This window comes from Streptomyces sp. NPDC026673 (genome assembly GCF_040638135.1).
Lineage (GTDB): Bacteria > Actinomycetota > Actinomycetes > Streptomycetales > Streptomycetaceae > Actinacidiphila.
Window position 1 is genome coordinate 74,972 of the sequence record NZ_JBEZXR010000023.1, and the last position, 17,235, is coordinate 92,206.

Below are 17,235 nucleotides of genomic sequence, written 5' to 3' on the forward strand. Positions count from 1 at the left end.
GCTCCTTGTGGTGGGGCGTCGCGGGTGGTGGGAAGGCCGCCGTGGCGGCTGACAGCGGGGTGACAGCGGGACGCACGCGGATCTGCCAGCGGGCCCCGGTAGAAAAGGACTCGGGTACGGCGCAGGGTGCGGTTCTCCGCAACCGGCGTCCTGGGCCGGGCCTTTGTCGTCGCGTTCACCCATGGGCCGACCGGCCCGTTCCCTCAGGAGGAGACACGATGCCGCAGAACTCGCTGGAGTCGCTCGCCCAGGAGATCCTGGAGCTGGAGTCCGAGACCTTCGAGATCACCGACTACTCGGACGCGAGCGAGGTCATGCTGGGCTCGTCCACCAGCTGCTCGAGCACCAGCACCTGCTCCAGCACCACCAGCACCACCAGCTGCACCGCCTGATCCTCGGGATCCGGGTCGGAGCCCTCTGCGCCGCGGCTCGCGCCGCCGCGCAGAGGGCTTCGCGCTGTTCGCCGAAGGGGTGGACGGCTCAGGGGAACGGGTGCGGCACGCGGCGCAGTTCGTCCTCGCCGAGGTCGGTGTCCCGCAGCCCGGCCCGCCGGAACGCCGTGCGCAGCCGGGGCATGTGCAGGGCACGCTGACGTGTCCAGCCGAAGTCGATCGGCAGCAGCCCGGGGACCAGGGTCGAGACGGTGCGAAGGCCCATCCGCTCCTGCTCCGGCGTCGTCTGGTCGACGACGATCACGTCGAAGCCCGCCCCGGCCAGCACGTCCCGGCAGAGCAGGACGTCGTCCAGGAGGTCGCCCGTGCGCGGGCGGCGCGACTCCCAGTCGCCGTACAGCTCGTCCAGCGGCCGCACGGCGGCCGGCCGCAGATACGATGCGGCGTGTTCCGCCATCTCGGGCAGCCCGAAGAGCGCGGCGTGATCGGGCAGGCGCCGGACGAGCCCGAAGTCCCGTGCCATGGCGGCCAGTTCCCCGGGGCGCTCACGGACCTGGCCCGGCAGGTGGGGGATGTAGGTGAGGATCTCGGATACCGCGGACTCCACGGCCGTCTCGGGGTCGAAGGCGGCCCCGGCGGCGAAGGCCAGGGTGCCAGGCCCGCCGTCGCGGCGCACCGCCAGCCCGGTGGCCACCGGGACCGGCAGGTCCACCCGGTTGTCGAAGACATGGACGTCGTAGCCCTGCAGGGCGGCCCGGTCGACCATGGCGCGGGTCGCGCCGCGGGTGCAGGAGCCGAGGTCGATCTCCGTCAACCGGGCGTTGCCGTACCAGCCGAGCAGGAAGGAGTCCCGCTCGATGAGTTCCAGCAGCCCGAACAGCACCGCCTCCTCCAGACAGCTGCCGATGGCGCAGCCGTTGGAGCACTCGAAGACGAAGTTGTCCGCCGCCACGCCCGCGCTGTAGTGGACGAGCCGGGCCGGTACGAGCACCGGCCGTTCGTCGCGCAGCGACCACCCCCGGACCCACGGGATGGGGCGGTCCGGTGCGAAAGGGCTGAGCATCGGGTCGTCGCGGTACGTCTCCGGCGCGTACAGACCGCAGTCGCGCGGGTCGAGCGCCCGGTCGCCGAGCACGTCGTACGCCTCGGTCAGCAGGGCCCCGCGGTGCCGCCTGTGGGTGCCGGCGTAGCGTTCCAGCCCCTCCAGGAAGGCCAGGTCGCGGCTGGCCCGGAAGGAGTTGGCCTGGCCGCTCCAGGTGACGTCGGTCAGGCCCGCGTAGCCGCGCATGAAGACGCTCCCGGCGACCGGCGCGGTCGTCGGCGACTTCACGTCGGTCCAGGTGGTGGCGCCGAGGACGCCGCAGACCGGGTTGGCCAGCGCGTCGGCCGGCAGCGCGTACGAGCGCGGCGACCGCAGCCGGTACGCCTCCGGGGCCGGCTTGGCCCGCGGGACGAGCGCGGTGACCGGCTCCCCCGACTCCGACTCCGACTCCGCCCCCGCCCCTGCCTCCGTCCCGGCCTCCGGGACGCAGTGCGGGCAGAGCGGCTCGCCCAGCAGGGGGACCGAGGCGACCTGAAGGGTGGCCAGGTCCAGCCGGGTCACGCGGGGCAGCGGCCCGGAGGGGCCGCCGGTCAGGGCGTGCTCGTAGAGCGACGACACGGTGTCGACGACGTAGCCGGGAAGCGCGGGCCACGAACCGGCCGCCCGCGTCGCGGTGCCGGTCTCCCAGGCCTCGCGCTCGGAGCGGGTGCGCAGCCGCTGCCAGCGCATGGCGAGGCACTGGCCGCAGGCCGGTTCCGCGGCGTCGGTGCCGGGCCAGGGGCCGATGAGGACGGCGTCCCAGGTGAGATGGACCGTGGCCGCCGGGCGGTCGGCGCGGTGCGGATCGCGCCCCGGGGCGAGGGTGTCGGCGGCGCCGAGGGGCACCACCAGCGGCGGTGCCGCGGGGTGGCGTTCGGCGAGGGCGTCGCGCAGCGCGCGGACGGCGGTGTCCATGAGCGCCGAGGGCGGCGCGGCCGCGGGCGCGGCGAGATCGGTGGTCATCCGCGGTTGCTCCAACGGAAGGTCTTGGCGGCGATCAGCGCGAACAGCGCCGCGAATCCGATGAGTCCGGCGCACGCGACGGCGTAGTCGGAGGCGCTGGCGTGGTGGGTGTCGGAGAGCACGCCGAGGACGCCGTCGTTGAAGTAGCGCAGCGGCAGGGCGAGCGACAGGTCGCGCACCCACCCCGGCATCAGGTCGGCCGGGAAGAAGGACCCGGACAGGAACGCCATCGGCACCATGATGCAGTTGGCGATCGCCGCCACCGCCTCGGGCGTGTCGGCGAGGCTGCCGACGACCAGCCCGAGCGCCATGAACGCGGTGATGCCGAGCACCAGCACCGGGATCACCAGCGGCCAGCCCGACGCCAGGTGGAGCCCGAACATCGGCAGCAGCGCCACGCCGATGAACAGCGCCGCCTGGGCCAGCCCCACACCGACGGCCACGGCGTAACGGGACGCCAGCACCGACGTCAGAGAGGCGGGGGTGCGCCAGACCAGCCGCAGGATGTCGTCGCGGCGCCAGTGCATCAGGGTGAAGGCCACACCGAACATGGCCGCGTTGCCGACGCCCCAGGAGAGCACGCCGGGGGCGATGTAGTCGATGTACGGGGGGCCGTCGTCCTGGACGGTCTGCCCCTTGAAGATCAGGCCGAAGACGATCAGGAAGAGCAGGGGGAAGGCGAAGGTGAAGAAGACGGTGGTCCGGTCCCGGACGGCGGCCCGGTAGTTGGCCCGGGTCAGTGCGGCGTAGGCGCTCACGTCAGTGCTCCGATCCGGTCAGGGCGAGGTAGGCGTCCTCCAGCGTCGCGGTGCGGGTCTGCACGGCGTCGGGGCCGGCGATCTCGTTCACCGCGATGATCACCCGGCCGGCGACATGGGTCTCCATGACGACCTCGCCGTTCTCCACCTCGGCGCGCTCCACGCCTTCGATGGCCAGGGCGCGTTCGACGGTGATGCGGTCGGCCGGGACCAGGACGCGGGTGGGGGCCTTGAGCGAGCGGACCAGGTTGGCGGGGGTGTCCAGGGCGATGACCCTGCCGTGCGCCATGATCGCGACCCGGTCGCAGAGGGCCTCGGCCTCGTCCAGGTGGTGCGTGGTGTGGACGATGGTGCGGCCCTCGCTCTTCAGGCCCCGCAGCAGGCTCCACAGCGAGCGCCGGGCCTCCGGGTCGAGCGCGGCCGTGGGCTCGTCCAGCATGATCAGCTCGGGCTCGTGGACGAGGGCGGTGGCGATGGCCAGGCGCTGGCGCTGCCCGCCGGACAGGTCGTCGACGCGGGCGGCGCCGTGCTCGGCGAGGCCCACCTCCTTCAGCGCCCGGTCGGCGGCCTCGGGGCCCAGGCCGTAGAGGGTGGCCACGGTCCGCAGGTGCTCCAGCGCGGAGAGCCGGGTGAAGAACGCCGAGGCCTGGGTCTGGACGCCGAGCCGCCGCAGCAGTTCGGTGTTCCGGGGCCACGGGGACGAGCCGAGGACGGAGACGGTGCCGCCGTCGGCCCGCCGCAGCCCCTCGACCATCTCGATGAGCGTGGTCTTCCCGGCGCCGTTCGGCCCGAGGATGCCGAAGAACTCGCCGCGGCGCACGGTGAGCGACACCCCGTCCACGGCCTGTACGTCGCCGTAGCGCTTGCGCACGTCGTCGATCACCACGGCCTCGGCGGCCGGTTGCACTGGCGTCATCAGTTGTTCCCTTGGTTCCCTTGCTGGGTGATGGTCGTCGCCGGCCGGGTCCCGCGGGAGGTCCGCGGTCACGGCCGGCGGTGTCCCGGGCGGGCGCGCGGTGTCCCGCGCGTCCCGGCCCGCGTCCGGTGGGGTGTGCTGGACACGCCTGGCGCGTGCCGCCAGGCCCAGCCGCCACAGCACGACGGCGGTGAGCAGCAGGAGCGCCGGGGCCGGGCCCGCCACGGCGCCGAAGCGGTCGGCCAGTGCCCTGCCGGCCCAGAGCAGGAGCAGCGCGGCCGCCCCCGTCGTCAGGGCCCCGGCGAGCAGTCCGTACGCCGTGTAGACGGCCCGCGCCCGCGGCGGGTAGGCGCCGGTGCCCGGGCCGCGGCCGAACCGGCCCGCGACGGCGGCGCCCAGGTAGGCGCGGCTGCCCGCGGCGAGCCGCTCCACGCCCAGGCCGTAGCCGAGCAGCTTGTAGCCGTCCAGCGGCGGCAGCGGCACGAGGTTGGCGAGCGCGAACACGGCGCCGATCAGCAGCGCGCCGCCGAGCGCGGAGTGCAGCGGTCCGGGAGGCGCCCAGACCCACAACGGCCACAGCGGCAACAGTAGGGCGAGGTTCATGGCCGGCCCGGCGGCCGCGGTGGCGGCCTGGTGGCCGCGCCGGGCGAAGAACGGCACGTCCTGGACGAGGCAGTACATGTACGTCACGGGCAGCCGCCAGCGCAGGCCGATCTCCGTGACGGTGCCGCCGAAGGCACGGCCGACCAGGCCGTGCGCCAGCTCGTGCAGGGCCATGCCGACCCAGAGCCCGACGCCCACGGCCATCAACAGCGTTGGGTTGTGGGCCAGTTGGTTCATGTCGCGGACCAGTGTGCCGAACTCCGCGGTCAGATGGATCATCATCGCGAGGATCAGCAGCAGCACGGGGACGAGGAAGACCGGTGTGCGCGCGAAGGCCGTACGCCGGTGCAGGGCCTCGATGAGCGCCCCGGCGTCCGACACCATGCGGGCGTGCCCGCTCAGCAGCGTCGACCGGCCGGTTCGCCCGCTCCCCGGCTCCGGGCCGGCCGGTCCCTTCGGTACGTCCGTGCCGGTGAGCAGATGGCGCCCGTACAGCAGGCCCAGCAGCTGCCGCCAGTGCACGTCGCCGAGACGGGTGCCGAAGCGCAGCGCGTAGGCGTCGCCGACCTCGGCCAGGGTGCGCTCCCCGTCGAGCCGGTCCAGGACGAAGAACTCCTTGGCCCGCAGCTCGTGACGGCGGCCGCTGACCGGGTCCTTGACCGGATGGACCTCCGCGGCCCCGCGCAGCACCGCGGGACCCACGAGCAGGTCGGGACGCCGCCGCGGACGCAGTTCGAGCATTCCCGGGGCGGTCATCCCGTCCCCTCGCGCGCTCCGGCGGCATCCGTGCCCCCGCGCAGGGTGCGGGCGAGGACGTAGGCGAGGAAGGCCTCGTCGCGGATGGTCACCGAGAGCCGGTTGTTGGTCATGTGCATGTATGGGGACATGAGCATCGCGAGGGCGTGCCGCTCGTCGGTGATCCCGAACTCCTCGCCCCCGCTCCAGCGGCGGAAGACCAGCTCGCCGCCGGCCGCGAGGTCCCTTACGCGTCCCGCCAGTTCGCGGCAGTGCAGCGCCCAGCCGCGCAGGAAGGCGGGCAACTCCTCCTCCGCGCCGCCGCCGATGGCCGCCCTGACCGCAGTGAAGCGCCGGCCGAGTTCCGCGCCCATCTCGCCGTAGGCGCGGTCGTAGCCCTTGCGGGCGGTGAAGTCGGTCTCGGAGAAGGCGCCGTCCCAGAAGGCGTGGTAGCGCTCCAGGAAGTGCGCCAGCTCCTCGTCGTCGTGCAGGAAGGACGCGGACATCACCATCATCAACTGCGCGGCCGTCCCCAGCAGCACCGTGCGGACGTGCAGGTTCATCGAGCGCAGCGCCTCGATCACCAGGTCGCTGGAGCGCCGGAAGTGCCACTCGGCCAGGGCCACGCCCGCCGGGCCGCCGTACTTCCCGTACTCCGGCTCGTACGGTTCGAAACTCACCGAGTTGTTGTCCCGCAGCAGCATCCGGCCGTCCGGGCCGAGCAGCTTCTCGCGCTGCTCCTGCGGATACTCCAGCTCGAACAGCGTGTTGTAGAGGTCCGCGAGGAAACCGGCCTTGACCTCGTACAGCGCCGGCCGGGTGGTGAGGAAGCGCTGCACGGCGGCGAGCGCGCGGTCGCGGACCTCACCGGTCGCCGCGGCCGACGAGGGCTTCAGGCGCAGCCGGACGTGCGGGCCCTGCAGCCAGTAGTTGATGAAGAAGTACCCGGACAGCAGCCCGTCCTCGGTGAGTTCGTCCACGAGGGGTCTGACGCAGTCCAGGAGGAGCGGTCGCGGGCTCGCCGCGTAGAAGACGTGCAGCGCCTGCCATTCGCCGGCCGCGTCGGGGCCGCCGGCGGCGGGGCCGGTCCGGGCGGGAGAGGTCATGCCCGCTCACCATGTCCTTCCTCGTCGGTTACGGGATGTGCCGGGCCGGTGGGGATGATCTCCACCGCGAGTTCGGCGACGTGCCGGCCCCGGTCCGAGGTGACGTGCAGGTCGTCCTCGGCCGGGAGCATCTCCTCCAGGACGACGCGTCCCGTGGGGTCCTTCACCAGCCCCTCCAGGGCCAGCAGCGACAGCGGGCTGTCGAAGTCGACGTAGTGCGGCTTGGAGCCCCCGGCCCAGCCCCCGGAGCCGCCCTCACCGGGCAGCACGGTGGCGAAGGCCCGGGCGGGCACGCCGTGGACGCGGCGCCAGCGCTGCCACCGCAGGAACCAGTCGGCGTCGTCCTCCCCCGCGGGACGGAGCGGCAGGGCGGAGGCGTCCGCGGTCCAGCGGCGGCGGCTGAGCACCAGGGATCCGTGCCGGACCCGCGGCCGTCTCGTCACCCCGTCGAGGGCGGGTGCCTCCGGGACGCCGGTCCACACGTCGAGGGCCGTCTTGGAGGTGGGGGAGAGCAGCAGCAGGGTGCGCGGGATCTCGGGCAGCACCATGGGCACGAGGTAGCCCAGGTAGAGCGGGATGACCTCCTTGCCGAGCCGCCGCGAGCGCACGACCAGCCGGTCCTCGTCCGGGTCGTGCTCCACGAAGAGGTCGTCGAGGTGGATGCGGGCCTCCGGCGGGGCGGAGCCGGTCTCGCCGGGACACAGGATCTGATAGTCCGTCATTCGGCCGTGGAGGTTGAGGTTCGTGGTCGCCGAGCCCGCGGTGATCTCGGCGAAGACCGCACCTTCCGGCTGGGCGGCGCGCAGGGCCGCCAGCAGGCGTTCCGACAGTCCGGGGGTGTCGTCCGGGGTGTCGAAGCAGTGCGTGAAGCGTGTGAAGGGGAAGCACAGACCGCCGTAGGACCCGTTGAGGACGACCAGCGGGTCCCCGGGGCGGTCGGCGAGCTGTACAAAGTGGCTCTGCGGGGCGAAACCCCGCGGCAGCGGGGCGAGTTCGGCGGCGACCGCGTCGACGAGGTCCTCGTCGATCCGCAGCTCCGCCGCGTCCGCGTCGCGGGTCCGCCACCGCTGCCGCATGCCCTCCACGAACGCGGCCCGGGCCCGGTCCAGGGCGGTGATCTGGGGCAGCCCCAGCCAGTTCTCCTCCGCCGGGTGGCCGTCCGCGGCGTCGTGCGGGCCCCGCCGGGAGGTGAAGAGCAGATACTGCTCGAACAGGTCCTCGTGGAAGTCGTGGACCAGCCGCAGCAGGTCGTCGCAGCGGCCGCCGCTGCCGTACCGGGCCAGGAAGAAGCCCTTGAAGGTCAGCCGCTGGGCGAGGGAGACGTCGAAGGCGGGCAGCACGCGGGCGAGGGAGCGGAGCGGGCCCTCGGCGAGTTCCGTCCACCGTTCCGCGTCGGCGGTGACGGTTTCGGCGCTCGCCCGGGCGTCCTCGTAGAGCAGGGTCTGCGGCAGCGTGGTCCCGGAGGCGCCCAGGGACTCCACCACGGCGGGCAGTTCGCGCCGCAGGCCGGTGAGCAGTTCGCGCCGGCGGTCCGGCGGCGCACCGGCGTAGGCGGCGACGTCGGCGGCGGTCGCCTCCAGCCGCTCGGCGAGCCCGGTGGCCCACGGACGGCCCACCTCGCGCAGCGCGTCCTGGAAGGCCCGCAGCGGGTCATGGCTGTGCACGTCCGGGTGGAGGGAGTTGAGCTGCACCATGCCGAGCTGCAGCAGCGCCGACAGATAGCGCTCGGCCTCGTCGGCCGTCGCGCCGCGCTCGCTGCCCAGCCACGCGACGAGATCCCGGTGGCGCAGCCGGGGACGTTCCCGCAGCAGCCCGAGCAGGTCCTCCAGCGCGCCGCTGCGGCGCAGGAAGAACAGCCGGTCCCGGGCCGCGTCGAAGCTGACGGCCGCCGAGTCGTCGCCCGCGGTCACCGAGCGCCGTACGAAGCGGACCCGGTCGTCGTCCAGCTCCCAGCCCGAGGCGAGCGAGACCAGCAGGTCGCCGCGGCGCTCCGGATCCGCGGCGATCGCGTCGGCGAGCCGGCGCAGCACCACGACGTTCAGCCGTGCGTGCCCGGTCCAGCGCTCGGCGACACGGACACCCCCGCCGGACGTCCCGTTCGCGCCGTCCGCGCCGTCAGCCCGGAACTCGCCGACGGCGACGCCGGTGAAGGTGCTGAACGGGCTGGTCTTGCAGGCGGTGCGGTACAGATAGGCGAGCAGCGACCGCTCGATCTTCCGGCCCCGCTTGCCCGACGCGGCCGCGTCGCCCCGGATGTAGGCGTCCAGTTGCCCGTCCAGGGTCGGCGAGGCCAGCAGCAGACCGGTCCGCAGCTGCTCCCCGGCCGCCAGCTCGCGCAGCGCCTCCCGCCCCTGACCGAAGGCGGTCGCCAGCACGGCCTGTCCCTGGGCGCGCCGCTCCTCCCACGTCTGCCGGTCGCGCAGCCAGTGCAGCAACTCGGCGCCGATGGGGCCGTCGATGCGGGCGGCGAGCGCGAGGGCGCCCGGCACGTCCTGCGGAAGGCGGTTGTTGAAGACGGCACGCCGCAGCCGCAGCACCGCGCGGCGCATCGTGTCGTCCTCGTTGTCCGCGACGAGCGCGGCCAGAGGGTCGCTCAGCCGGGCGCCCGCCTCGCCCAGCCGGTGCTCCTCGTCCAGGATGCCGTCGGCCCACCCGCGGGCGTCCGCGCTGCGCAGCCGCTGTGCGGCCGCCACCGGCAGACCGGCCAGCCGCAGCATGAAGCGCGGGGACAGGGCCGCGGCCCGGCGCGCCGCCGGGCGTTCGAGTGAGGTGCTCACCGTGCCTCGCCCTCCTGCCCGGCGTCGTCGCCCCGCACGCCGCGGTCCTCCGCGGTCGGCGCCGACGGTACGAGCTCGTAGCGGAAGTCGGCCGGGCGCGGCCGCTCGTGGCCGACGAGCATCAGCAGCAGCGGCAGTTCCCCGGTCCCGGTGAGTCCGAGCTCCTCCGCGAAGGCGACGCTGTCGAAGCCCAGCGCCACACCGCAGGCGGTCCCGGAGGCCGCGGTGGCCGTGTAGACCGCCTGCGCGGCCGCGCCGATCGCGGCGCTCACGAGCCGGTACCCCCGGTCGCCCGCGGCGTCGAGGACCGCGTGGGTGCGGACGGCCGGGACGATCACGGCGGCCGCCTGCTCCAGGTTGTAGTTGTTGAGGAAGTAGTGGGCCTGCAGGAACGGGCCCGGCGAGCCGTGCTTCAGCAGCCGCAGTTCCGCGGCTTCCGCGTCGTAGGCGTACACGCCCTGCGCCACGCCCTCGACGTGGTTGACGAAGACGTAGAGCGACGCCAGCCGGGGACCGCCGGACGGCGTGACGTCGGTGGCGAGTGCCGCGCCCGCCTCCGCCGCCTTCAGCGCCGCGGCCAGATGCTCCCCGGACAGCGGACGGATGCCCGTGAACCGCCCGAAGCTGCTGCGCCGCGCGCGCAGCGCGCGGCGCACGCTCAGGTCCATCGGCGCCGCGGGCGGCAGCGGTCGCCGTTCCCCGCCGGGTGGTACGGCCGGGGCCGCCGCGTCCTCCAGCGCCTCCGGAGCCGGACGGGCCGCCGCGCCGTCGAGCGTGGCGCGGTGCACCTGCCGCACGGTGTCGAAGGTCAGGACGCGGCGCGACCGTTCCTGCTCGATCCGGCGGACCCCGGAGGTCCCCGTCCCGGCCGGTGCCGCGGGGACGGCGCCCTCCCAGCGCAGCGGCACGACGGCGAACACCCCCTCGTCGTCGGCCTCCGCCCCCAGCAGCCGGCCCAGCCTCGGCTCGTCGAACCACAGCACCGGGTCGATCCGCAGCCCGCGGGCCTGCGCCCACATGCGCCAGGTCTGCAGCAGCGCCCCGGTGTCCATGGTCACCACGTGGTAGGCGAAGCTGTTGTACTTGAAGGAGTTCTGCCAGAACTTCACACCGAGGACGAGGAACTGGTCGGTGTCCCGGTGCAGCCGGTCGTCCCCGACGGCGGCGCGGACCTCCCCCGACACATCGCCGGTCAGCAGCCGGTGGACGGCGTGGTGCGAGGGCGCGTAGTGGTACACGCCCGGTGTCATCGGGCCCGACGCACCGCTGACCCAGTGCACGCCCACCGGGTAGAGGCCGCCTCCGGAGGCCGTGCCGCGCGACCAGTTGGCCTGGGTGTACATCGGCAGCGTGCCCAGGTCGGTGTTGGCCTGCACCGCCAGGCGGCGGCCGACCAGCCCGTACGAGTCGCGCAGCATGCCACCGAGCAGCGGCAGCGTGAAGGCGGCGTCCCCGTGCGGCCCGGCCAGGCCGCGGCCGACCCCGGCGTCGTCGGGGAAGTCACCGTCGGGCAGCGGGAAGCGCTCCGCGCCCGGGTAGTACTTCTCCTTCCTGGGCCGGTCCACCCAGTCGGGTTCAAAGTCGGCGGGCTCCATCGCGACCCTGCCACGCCGCATCACCGCGGTCGCGTACTCATGGGTGTGCCCCATGTCCGGTCCTCTCTGTCTGCGGCTGTTCTGCTGCCGTGCACGGGCGGCGGTTCACGGGAAGGGGTGCGGGGCGAGGTTCAGCTCGTCCGTCCGCAGGTCGTGGTCGGTGAACCCGGCCTCGCGCGGGGCGGTGCGCAGCCGGGGCAGGTGCAGGGCGCGCTGGCGGTGCCAGCCGAAGTCGATGGGGACGAGCCCAGGCACCAGGACGGAGGCCGTGTGCAGCCCCACGTCGCGCTGTTCGGGCATCGTCTGGTCCACGACGACGACGTCGAATCCGTGGGCGGTCACCGCCGCCACGGCCGCCTCCAGGTCCTCGCGCAGGTCGGCGGCCGGGGGGCGGCCGGTCCGCAGGTCGGCCACGGCGAGCGGCGCCGCCCCGGGACCCTCGCGCCCGCCGAGGAGGAAGGCGGCGTGGCGGGCCATCTCCGGCAGCCCGTACATCAGGGGGTGGTCGTGGAGCACATGGACCGTCCCGAAGTCCGCCGCCATCGCGGCCAGCCGGTCGTGGTCCCGCTCGGTGCGGCGCCGCAGTTTGACCGCGTCCGTGGCGATCTCCGACAGGCCGGCGGCGAGCGCGGCCTCCGGATCCCACGCGGCCCCGGCGCCGAAGCAGAGTGTGCCCGTGCCCCCGTCCATGTGTTCCGCGACGGCCGTCACCACGGGGACCGGGAAGGTGATCCGGGTGTCGAAGAACCGGGCGCGGTAGCCGTACATCGCCAGCCGTTCGACCATGTGCCGCGTCGCGGGCCTGGCGCTGGTCGCCGGGTCGATCTCGGGCAGTGGCAGACCGGCGTACCAGGCGATGAGGAAGGCGTCCCGCTCGACGGCCTCCATCAGGCCGAACAGCACGGCCTCCTCCGGACTTCCGCCGGAGGCGCACCCGTTGGAGCTCTCCTGTACGAACCGGTTCTCCAGGCCGCCGGGGGCGTGGTAGTACGCCAGCACCTCGGGCACCAGCAGCGGGCGCCGGTCGCGCAGCGAGTACCCCCACACCCACGGGATCGGCCGGTCGGGCGCGAACGGCCGTACCAGCCGCTGGGCCCGGTAGAAGGCGTCCGAGTAGACCCCGCAGGTCCGCGGGTCGAGGGCCTGGTCGCCGAGTTCGGTCAGCGCGGCCACGACCGTGGTCCGCTTGCCGCGGGCCCGCATCCCGGCCAGCCGCTCCATGCCCTCCAGGACGCCGACCCGCACACTGCGGGCGTAACTGCCGGTGTGGCCGCCCCAGTAGGACTCCCGCAGATAGCTGCCGGAGCGGAGGGTGAAGGCGCCGACCGTGGAGGCGGTCGACGCGGAGGTGAGGTCCGGCGCCACGGACGGCCCGAGCATCCCCGTCACCGGATTGACGAACGCCTCCAGCGGCAGGTCGTACGCCTCGATCGGCCTGCCGCGGAATCCCGAGGGATCCGCCTTGGGCACGCTGCGCGGTGTGACGGTCGCGCCCGCGGCGGTGTCGGGGACGCGGCGGTCGCAGTCCGGGCACTCGGCGTCCGGCACGACCACCGCGCGGTTGACCTCCAGGGTCTCCAGATCGAGCAGGCGGACGACGGGGTGACGGCCGCCCGACTCCGCTCCGGCGCGCCCGCCGGCCGCGGCGACGAGCGCGGCCACGGCGTCCATCGCGAAGGCGGTGGTGAAGGGCCACGGGCCCGTCGCCGCGGTGGCGGAGCCGAGTTCGAGGGCGTCGCGCAGGATGCCGGGGCGTACGGCCTGCCACCGCCGCGCCAGGCAGCGGGTGCACGCCGGCGTACCGCCGGTGCCGGGCACGGGCCCCACGAGGGCGTGGTGCCCGTACAGGTGCACGGGCGTGGCGGGGGAGCCGGGTGCCTCGCCCGCGGGGACCTCCTGCTCGTCCCGGAAGCCGAGCAGGGTCACCCGCGGCGGGGCCACGGCGTCCGGGTGGCGGCCCAGGCCTTCGCCCAGCAGCCCTTCCACGACGCCGGCGGCGCCGGGCGGCCGCGCGTCGACGTCAGAGCGCATCCACGGCCCCGCGGGTGAGCAGGACCCGGGCGACGTGCACACCGGCCGAGCGGAGATCGGCGGAGCCCGTGACGGCGACCAGGGCGTCCAGGCCGCGGTCCCGCACCCGGCGCAGCACCTCGGCCCCGTCGGCGGCCGCCGGCCCGCCGGCGTCGGCCTCCCCGGTGACGGCGACGGTCATGGGGTCGAGATCGCCCAGGAACGGGTCGCCTGTGTCGAGCGGCGCCGTCAGCGCGTCGTCCCTGCCGAGCTGTACCTGCCCGAGGAGGTCGCGCAGCGCGCCGACCGCGGCCCGGCGCGCGGTGGGGGCGGCGTCGATCGCCCACAGCGCGCGCCCGGTGTGCGGGTCCGAGGCGCGGGCGAACATCACGGGGGCGAGTCCCTCGGGGCCGCCCAACTCGAGTAGTTCGGCGTCGAGTCCGAGGGTGGCCGCCGAGCGGCGGAGGAAGACCACCTCCGGGTCGTCGGCGGACCGGTGGGGGGCCGTGGGGGCCACCGCGCAGCGGGACCGCAGCGCCGCGGTCAGCGTGTGGAAGGCCACCGCCGTGTACAGGGCGCGCGCCGCCGCTCGCGACGGTGACGGCCCCGCGGCCGACCCGGCGGAGGTCGGTACGAAGAGCCGTTCGCCGTTGTGGCCGCCGAAGGTCCGCACGGCCGCCGCGGGAACGAGCACGGTACGGCCCTCGGCGAGGGACGCGGCCGGGACCCAGGAGCGCACCGCGTCCGCGGTCGCGCCGGTGCCGGAGGCGATGTCCAGGCGGTCCGGGGCCAGCAGGGGCCACTTCTCACGGGCCACCTCCAGCGCGGCGCCGGCCACGACACCCCGCTGCGGGACGACGTGCTCGGCGTAGACCTCCGCGGCCCGGTACAGCGCCCGCACCCGGGCCCCCGCGACATGGTGCACGTCGAACGCCGTGATCTCCCGCGGCCCGCGGTGCCCCACGGCCAGCCGGACGGTGCCGGCCTTCAACGGGGTCTGCTCCCACGCGTCGTCGGCGAACGCGCCGAACACCCCCGCGCGGGAGTGGGTCAGCGCCGAGCGGGCGTCGAGGGCCGCGAGGGCCGCGTCGGCGTCCCCCTCGGGCGTCACCTTGCCGGACGCGGTCTCGACGAGGTCATGGCCGTCCGTCAGGTCCGCCGCGGTGGTGGCCGGTTCGGCGGCGGGGTCCTCGTTCTCCCCGCAGAAGGGGCAGCGCGGATGCGGCAGCAGGGGTTCGGTGACGACGTCGAGGGAGTCGAGGTCCTGCAGCACCAGGCGCCCCTCGGTCTCCGCGGCGAGCACGCCGGTGACCAGCCGGAACACCTCGTACGCGAGCAGGTTGCCGAGCATCGCCGCCGGTGGCCCGGACACCCGCCCCGGCTCGGCCCGCCCCGGGTCGTCCAGGCGTACCGCGCTCCACAGGTCGGCGGCCGCGCCCGGCTCGCCGTTGGCGCCGAGCCGGAGCGCGGCGCAGGACCAGCAGCCCGCCGTCCCCGCGGTCATGACCGGGCCCACGACCGCCTGGTCGCCGAACGTCCAGGCGGGCAGGAGCCGGACGCCCTCGGGTACGCCGGCCTCGAGGAGCCGGAGCGGAGCCGCCGGCGTCCCCGTCGTCAGGACCACGTCGTAGCCGGCGAGGTCGTCCCAGCCGTCGTCGCCCGTCACGTCCCACCGGACGATCTCCACGGGACAGCCGTCGTCCTCCAGCCCGGCCGTCTCGCGCAGCGCCTCGGCGAAGGGATCGGTCCCGGGCCCGGTGGCGGCGGGGAGCGCGAGCGCGCCGCAGCCGTTGCGGACCAGGCTCAGCGCGCACCACCGCGCCACCGGGTCGTCGCCGAGCACCGCGACGCGGGTGTCGCGGAAGCGGCGGAAGCGGCTCCCCGCCTCCCCGGCGTAGTGGTCGATGTAGTCGATCTGCGCCGCGAAGCGCTCCGCCACCTCGGGGGCCAGCTCGTCGAGGCCGTCGCTCCCGGGGACGACGTCGCGGGCGAAGCCCCTCCCGTACAGCGCCCCCACCAGCTCGCCGACCATGGTCCGCTGCTGCTCGCCCAGGCCCGCGCAGATCTGCTCGACCCGGTTCGTCCCGTTCAGGTGGGGGACGACCAGCGTGGCGAACCGGTAGGCCGATCTGCCGCGCAGATTGAATCCACCGTGGGCGTTATGGAATACAACGCCGTCCGGTGTCTCGGTGAAAAGAACGTCACGGCGGATACGGGGATACGAATGCGCGACTTCCTCGTACGCAGCGGTCATGCCGTTATTACTCCCATTCGGGCGCGATCAGCGGACAACGGATACCGGCGGTAACATTCCCGGAACCGCCGGGAACGGCGATCAGGCACTGGAGGGCATATCGGGACCGGACGCCTCCGTCCGTAATTCCATCGCCCCGCGGGCGAGAATGCGGAGGGAGTCGTGCATTCGGTAGTGGCCGTCCGGCCCCTCTTCCAGGAGGCCCGCCCCGATGAGTGTTTCGAGGACCTGGGCGGCGCCCCTGGACAGAAAAGGCTTGCCGACCGGGGCGCCGGCCGGAGCGATATCGCGGCGGGCCGCGGAATGGTCTCGACCAGTGGCGCCGGAATGCGGCGGGAAAGATCTCGGAGGGCCGGCCGAGAGGTCCTCGCCCCGCAGCACCGCGAGCTCCAGCCGCTGCAGGGCGGGCCCCGGGTCGACGCCGAGCTCGGTGCGCAGATACTGCTTCACCACCCGGTACTCGCCCAGCGCCTCGGCCCGCCGCCCGGTCCGGTGAAGGGCCTCGACGAGCTGCGCCCAGAAGGGTTCGTGCGCCGGGTGGGAGCGGGCCACCGGCCACAGTTCGGCGAGCACCCGGCGACATCGGCCGAGCGCCAGCTCGATGTCGAAGACCCGCTCCATGGCGTGCAGCCGCTCCTCGGTCAGCCGGGGCACGACCTCACGCTGCAGGATGTCGGAGTGGATGTTGGCCAGCAGCGGGCCCTGCCACAGGGCCAGCGCGGTCCGCAGGATGCGCAGCTCCCGCTCCGGGTCGGCCGCCTCGTCGGCGCCGCGCAGCAGTTCGCGGAAGGCGATCAGGTCCAGCGAGCCGGCGTCCGCGCGGATCCGGTACCCGCCGGGGACGGCCTCGATCAGGGTGCCGGCGATGCCGTACTTGGCGAACAGCTGCCGTAATCGCTGCACGCAGGTGTGCAGGGCGGCCCGGGCGCTGACCGGTTGCTCCTCTCCCCAGACCACCCTTTGCAGGAATTCGGCACCCACCGTGGAATTGGGGTGCAGGAGGAGAGCCGCGAGGAGATTGGCGGGCTTCGACGGCTGCAGTGCGATGACGTCGCCGCCGTCCGCTATCCTCACCGGTCCGAGCATGAGGAACTTCGGACTGAATTCATCCGAATCTAATAAGGTGTTCGGTCCGAGGTCACCGGACGCTTCTTGGACACGGTCGACAGATTGCCTTTTATGCATTTCCGCCCACACTCCCCGCTGACGCCGGGAACGTATCACGCGCACGAACTCGTCACAAGGGGTCCGCAAGGCCTTCCCGGGGGGATTGCCGCGGCAGCGTATGCACCATTTAACCTAAAACATCTACGCGTGTCGACCCTGCGTGCGAAAAATTCCCCCGGCCCCTTCCAGTGAACTTCGGGCATTGCTCCACGAATGTGCGGAAGTCGGTGCGGAGCGGCACAGGGGGATTCCCCTCCTTTTGTGCCGCCACCCGCTCGCCCGGCCGCCGGCCGCTCCGCCCCGGGTTGTGCGGCGCGGTCGGCGGCCCGTTGCGGCATGGGGCGTACACGTGCCGGTTGGCGGCGTAAAAGTCCCGCGCACCGGGTAAGGAGGGGTCCGTGGGTGTCCCGGACACACGGGACCACCCCGGGTCACGCAGTCGGCGTGGCCCGTCAGCTGGCACGTGAAGGATGGACGCGGTGGCGACAGGCGTCGTGAAGTGGTTCAACTCGGAAAAGGGCTTCGGCTTCATCGCGCAGGACGGGGGTGGCCCCGACGTGTTCGCGCACTACTCGAACATCGCCGGCAACGGCTACCGCGAACTGGTCGAGGGTGAGGCCGTGACGTTCGACGTCACCCAAGGGCAGAAGGGGCCGCAGGCGGAGAACATCATCCGCAACTGACGGTTCGTGACCGGGGTGGCCGGGTCGCCACCGGGAGCGCACACCGCGCGACCGGGAGTGCCCCGGCCACCCCGTCGCCGTCTCCGTGCACCCGCGAGGACCGGCGCCGCCCGCGGCGCCGCGCCCCCGCGGACCCCTCCCGGGCGACCGCGCCCGGGGCTGCCGCGAAGCCGCGGCCCCGGGCCGTGCCGTCCC

Annotated in this window: 10 protein-coding genes and 1 pseudogene; 2 read left to right on the forward strand and 9 right to left on the reverse strand. The window is 74.0% G+C overall.

Features of this window, described 5'->3' with window-relative positions; translation table 11 throughout:
* The first annotated feature begins 218 nt into the window (after positions 1-218).
* Complete coding sequence (locus AB0F62_RS18175) at positions 219-392, forward strand: thiazolylpeptide-type bacteriocin (RefSeq protein ID WP_089228050.1); 174 nt, start codon at positions 219-221, stop codon at positions 390-392.
* Positions 393-480: 88 nt separating this feature from the next.
* Here the strand turns inward: AB0F62_RS18175 and AB0F62_RS18180 are convergent, their stop codons facing one another.
* The 9 genes and pseudogenes from AB0F62_RS18180 to AB0F62_RS18220 form a co-directional block, all read right to left on the reverse strand.
* Positions 481-2,388: a TOMM precursor leader peptide-binding protein gene (locus tag AB0F62_RS18180; RefSeq protein ID WP_361799397.1), complete on the reverse strand. Its 1,908-nt coding sequence runs from the start codon at positions 2,386-2,388 to the stop codon at positions 481-483.
* A 44-nt stretch (positions 2,389-2,432) separates the two neighbouring features.
* Positions 2,433-3,194: an ABC transporter permease gene (locus AB0F62_RS18185; RefSeq protein WP_361799317.1), complete on the reverse strand. Its 762-nt coding sequence runs from the start codon at positions 3,192-3,194 to the stop codon at positions 2,433-2,435.
* Position 3,195: 1 nt separating this feature from the next.
* Entirely contained in the window at positions 3,196-4,110 is a 915-nt protein-coding gene (locus AB0F62_RS18190) for an ABC transporter ATP-binding protein (RefSeq protein WP_361799400.1), read from the reverse strand.
* A gap of 1,355 nt (positions 4,111-5,465) precedes the next feature.
* Positions 5,466-6,554 (reverse strand): lantibiotic dehydratase C-terminal domain-containing protein, encoded by a 1,089-nt coding sequence (locus tag AB0F62_RS18195; RefSeq protein WP_361799320.1) that lies wholly within the window; start codon positions 6,552-6,554, stop codon positions 5,466-5,468.
* The gene (locus AB0F62_RS18200; RefSeq protein ID WP_361799323.1) at positions 6,551-9,331 is read right to left on the reverse strand and encodes a lantibiotic dehydratase; all 2,781 of its coding nucleotides are present in this window, start codon (positions 9,329-9,331) and stop codon (positions 6,551-6,553) included. The genes AB0F62_RS18195 and AB0F62_RS18200 overlap by 4 nt, the downstream gene beginning before the upstream one ends.
* Complete coding sequence (locus AB0F62_RS18205; RefSeq protein WP_361799326.1) at positions 9,328-10,980, reverse strand: nitroreductase family protein; 1,653 nt, start codon at positions 10,978-10,980, stop codon at positions 9,328-9,330. Before AB0F62_RS18205 ends, AB0F62_RS18200 begins: the two co-directional genes overlap by 4 nt.
* Before the next feature lie 51 nt (positions 10,981-11,031).
* Positions 11,032-12,957, reverse strand: coding sequence for a TOMM precursor leader peptide-binding protein (locus AB0F62_RS18210; protein ID WP_361799329.1), 1,926 nt, complete (start codon positions 12,955-12,957; stop codon positions 11,032-11,034).
* The gene (locus AB0F62_RS18215; RefSeq protein WP_361799332.1) at positions 12,947-15,190 is read right to left on the reverse strand and encodes a TOMM precursor leader peptide-binding protein; all 2,244 of its coding nucleotides are present in this window, start codon (positions 15,188-15,190) and stop codon (positions 12,947-12,949) included. Before AB0F62_RS18215 ends, AB0F62_RS18210 begins: the two co-directional genes overlap by 11 nt.
* A gap of 348 nt (positions 15,191-15,538) precedes the next feature.
* Positions 15,539-16,276: pseudogene (locus AB0F62_RS18220) on the reverse strand (AfsR/SARP family transcriptional regulator); the annotation flags it as partial.
* Between the two features lie 560 nt (positions 16,277-16,836).
* On the opposite strand from AB0F62_RS18220, the gene AB0F62_RS18225 reads away from it, so the two are divergent.
* A complete protein-coding gene (locus AB0F62_RS18225) occupies positions 16,837-17,040 on the forward strand; it encodes a cold-shock protein (protein ID WP_018557881.1) in 204 nt (67 codons plus the stop codon).
* The last annotated feature ends 195 nt before the right edge of the window (positions 17,041-17,235 follow it).